3 protein-coding genes and 2 pseudogenes are annotated in these 3,296 nt (G+C 67.0%); 2 read left to right on the top strand and 3 right to left on the bottom strand.

Annotated elements, in window-relative coordinates:
• Nucleotides 1–138: 138 nt before the first annotated feature.
• Both AB0C59_RS34730 and AB0C59_RS34725 read right to left on the bottom strand, forming a co-directional pair.
• A pseudogene (locus AB0C59_RS34730) lies at nucleotides 139–498 on the bottom strand (transposase family protein); the annotation flags it as partial.
• Nucleotides 499–706: 208 nt separating this feature from the next.
• The gene (locus AB0C59_RS34725) at nucleotides 707–880 is read right to left on the bottom strand and encodes a CsbD family protein (protein WP_363011846.1); all 174 of its coding nucleotides are present in this window, start codon (nucleotides 878–880) and stop codon (nucleotides 707–709) included.
• A 141-nt stretch (nucleotides 881–1,021) separates the two neighbouring features.
• On the opposite strand from AB0C59_RS34725, the gene AB0C59_RS34720 reads away from it, so the two are divergent.
• The gene (locus AB0C59_RS34720) at nucleotides 1,022–1,192 is read left to right on the top strand and encodes a hydrophobic protein (RefSeq protein ID WP_363011844.1); all 171 of its coding nucleotides are present in this window, start codon (nucleotides 1,022–1,024) and stop codon (nucleotides 1,190–1,192) included.
• Between the two features lie 486 nt (nucleotides 1,193–1,678).
• The gene (locus AB0C59_RS34715; protein WP_363011842.1) at nucleotides 1,679–2,845 is read left to right on the top strand and encodes an aromatic acid exporter family protein; all 1,167 of its coding nucleotides are present in this window, start codon (nucleotides 1,679–1,681) and stop codon (nucleotides 2,843–2,845) included.
• Between the two features lie 271 nt (nucleotides 2,846–3,116).
• On the opposite strand, the pseudogene AB0C59_RS34710 reads toward AB0C59_RS34715, so the two are convergent.
• Nucleotides 3,117–3,296 (bottom strand): annotated as a pseudogene (locus AB0C59_RS34710) (hemerythrin domain-containing protein); the annotation flags it as partial.

Raw genomic sequence — 3,296 nt, 5'->3', positions numbered from 1 at the left:
CAGCCCGCGCACCCGTCGAACGAGGCATGGCACGGCTGAAGTCCTGGCAGATCTTCCGCAGATCCCGTATCAGCCCCAACCGCATGAGCGTCATCCCCAAAGCCGTCCTCACCCTGGAGAAGCAACGCTCAAAGCGTTCAGTGTGCCGTCAACGATGACGTGGTCGCCCTCACCGAGGCCGGTGAGGGCTTCGTGGAGGCCTGGGGCCCAGGAAGCCGGCACCTCCAGGGCCTCGTCCACGTAGCGCCAGGCGGTGGCCTGCGATATCGCGAACCCGGCGCCGAGCTGGGCGAACGTCTCGTTCTTACGCAGGTGGACCAGCGTGAGCAGTGCCTGGTCGAAGCAGCCGAGCTTCCGCCAGCGGGTGTTGCGTGCGCGGCGGTGCTCGTACAGCAGCCAGGCGACGTGCTCGACGAGCTCATGCGGGACGTCGAGCGTGGCAGGATACGGAACCAACAGGGCCCCTTCGGTCACCGGTGTGCTGAGTGGAATCACCACGCCAACGACAAGGGGCCCTGCCTCGTCACCACACCCACTGACCAGCCCATCTCACCCGCCAGCACAGGATGAAAGAGGTTCATTGAGGTTGGGAAGGGCTCAATGATGCTCAGGCTCGGCCGGCGGTAATTCGGATGGCAACAGAAATCGGGGGTTGTCCCGGCGGTGCTGCCGGGACAACCCCCGATTGAGTGGGCCGTGGAAGACCTCAGTGCTTGAAGGCGTCCTTGGTCTTCTCCTTGGCTTCGCGGGCGTCGCCCGTGGCCTTTTCCGCATGTCCCTTGGTGGCCATCCGGTCGTTGCCGACGGCGTTTCCGAGGGTTTCCTTGGTCTTGCCCTTGGCCTGCTCGGTCTTCGCCTTGGCCTTCTCGCCGGCAGTCATGGAATGCCCCTCCTCGTAAGCGGTTGGTGCCGCTGTCGCGACGAAGTCTCTGGTGCCCCGGGTCTCCCGTCATAAACAATGTGTCGCCGAGGAGTGGAGGGTGGTCTGCAGGGCATACGGTGCCGCAGGAGGTTGATGACTATGGTTCCCCTGCTTCTTGTTCTGCTTCTTGCCCTGATCCTTTTCGGTGCGGGCTTCGCTATCAAGATCCTTTGGTGGGTGGCTCTGGCCGTGCTGGTGCTGTGGCTGCTCGGCTTCGTGATGCGTTCCACGAACGCCGGAGGAAGCCGCGGCCGCTGGTATCGATGGTGACCTGAAAAAATTTCCTCATATGGGCCCGACCGCCTCAGATGGTCGGGCCCATGTGCATGTCTGAAAAATGTGCACACCCACCGGGCATCGCCTGGCGAAGAGGGAGTCCCGGGGGTCTGTGAGGGTAGGTGGTTTGTTGTCGGGGGCGGGAGGGCCATGCGCGGTGGGACCTGCGCAGCCTCCTACCCCTCCCGTCCCTGGCCCGCACCGGCGCAGGCCGGAGCGTGGTGTTCTCAGAGCGAAAGCTGGACCGTACCGCGCACCAGCGCCCGCCTTCACCGCGATATCGCATTGCCGGAGAGTCGAATTTGAGGGATCGGCCAGAGAGGGTTGCCCTCCTGGACGCGGGTGGCGGGCAGCAGTGAGCAGACTTGCCGTTTTGCTTTGGCCTGCTCGGGCACCCGGCTATTTCGTGAGCGTGAGGAAGTCGAGCAGGTGGGACTTGTGGGAGGAATAAGCGGGAGGCTGTTGGCCCTAGTGCGTCGCATGCGTGGCTATCTGACAGCGGGTTTGCGGGAACCGGGGCCTGAGCGGGACGATCTCGTCCTTCTTGCCAAGGCGGCCCTGGCGGCGACCGCGGCGTGGTGTTTGGCGCGCTGGCTGCTGCCCGATGCTGTTCTGTCGTTCGCGCCGCTGACGGCGCTGCTGGTGTCGCAGACGACGCTGTACCGCTCGCTGCGCCATGGAGCGCAGTATGTGGTCGCGCTCGTGATCGGGGCGGGTCTGGCGGCCGGGCTCGCTTCGTGGGCCGGTGTGCATGTATGGACCTTTGTCCTGCTCGCGCTTGCCGGGCTGGTGCTGGCGCGGCCCAGGCCGCTGGGGGAGCATGGTTTCCAGGTCGTCGTGGTGGCGATCTTCGCGTTCGACGCGGGCCGCGGTCAGCTCGGATACTGCCTGCAACTCCTGGCGTCAGTGGCCCTCGGTGCGGCCTGCGGCGCGCTCGTGCAGACGCTCGTCGCGCCGGCCCGCCGCCCCGGGCACCGCCGACAGCGGGTTAGCGACCTGTACACGAACCTCGCCGAACTGCTGCGGACCGCTGCGCACAGCCTGCGCACCGAGGACGCCTGCGCGGCACTCGCCGACGCGTCGACGTGGAGGGAGCGGGCCGCCCGGATCGCAGGCGAAGCGGAGATAGCCGCAGCCTCCGTGGCTGCCGAGCAGGAGAACGCCCGGCTCAACCCCCGTCCGGATCCCGCCGACTCACCCCGCCTCCTCGCGCGCTCCCAGGCAGCCATCCAGACAGCTCGCCTCCTCGCCACCCACCTGCAGTCCCTCGCCAGGGAAATCGACCACGCGCGAGCCGACGGAGAAGAACAGTGCCTCTCCCAGGACTTTCGCATCAGCTGCGCCGACTCGCTCCAGCACCTGGCTGACGGGCTGGAAGACACCGGACATGTCAAACGCACCACCGAGGAAGATCTGGAGGAAGCCCTGACAGGGGCCCGGGCATCGCTCCGCGAGGTCATCGGCCTGCCCGACGAAGCCGAGGCGCGCTGTCGTGAATGCCTGGTCCTGCGCGGCGCGCTCCTGAACGACATCGAATGCATCGCAGTGGACCTGAAGCACGCTCCCACCGACATGGACCATGCCGAACGAGCCGTCCGCCGGCGACCAGGCAGGACATCCTTGGCGCGCCGCCGCTCCTCGGTCTGACAGCACTGCACAGCCCCCAGCACTTGTCTTCCACGGCCCCGGTCAGCGTCGCCTCCCGTCGGGATCCGTACACAGTGGTGCTCTCCCTGTCGGCGACCAGGGGCCCTGCACAGATGCCAGGCCGAGGGGGCGTCTAAAGGTGTTCTGGCTCAGTCGGGGCTGGGTGGGAGAACGCCGGGCGGGCCATGCGGACTCGAGTCAACCTGGGCCCGGCGTGGGACCCCGCGCCGGGCCCAGATGTCATGGTGCGGCCGCCCGCGCCGGGGTGTGGTCAGGGGTTGAGGATGCGGCGGAGGTTGTCGATCGAGCCGCATCCAGCCTCCAGCTGACGCTCACGCTCTTCCCGGAACGCCGCTCCCAGTTCCTCGCGCCGTTCCGTCGCGACGTTCTCGCGTGCGCCGTTGAGGATGGTGCGTTCTTCCTCGTCGGTGTGGTGGTTGACGGCTTCCAC

This window comes from Streptomyces sp. NPDC048664 (assembly GCF_040650555.1).
GTDB lineage: Bacteria > Actinomycetota > Actinomycetes > Streptomycetales > Streptomycetaceae > Streptomyces.
Note: the sequence above shows the minus strand (reverse complement) of the source record. Positions and strands in the feature narration are given on the sequence as shown.

Bases quoted from the DNA above. Each gene is read 5' to 3' on its own strand.
- AB0C59_RS34715 (WP_363011842.1), top strand. From the start codon at position 1,679: ATGCGTGGCTATCTGACAGCGGGTTTGCGGGAACCGGGGCCTGAGCGG.
- AB0C59_RS34725 (WP_363011846.1), bottom strand. From the start codon at position 880: ATGACTGCCGGCGAGAAGGCCAAGGCGAAGACCGAGCAGGCCAAGGGC.
- AB0C59_RS34720 (WP_363011844.1), top strand. From the start codon at position 1,022: ATGGTTCCCCTGCTTCTTGTTCTGCTTCTTGCCCTGATCCTTTTCGGT.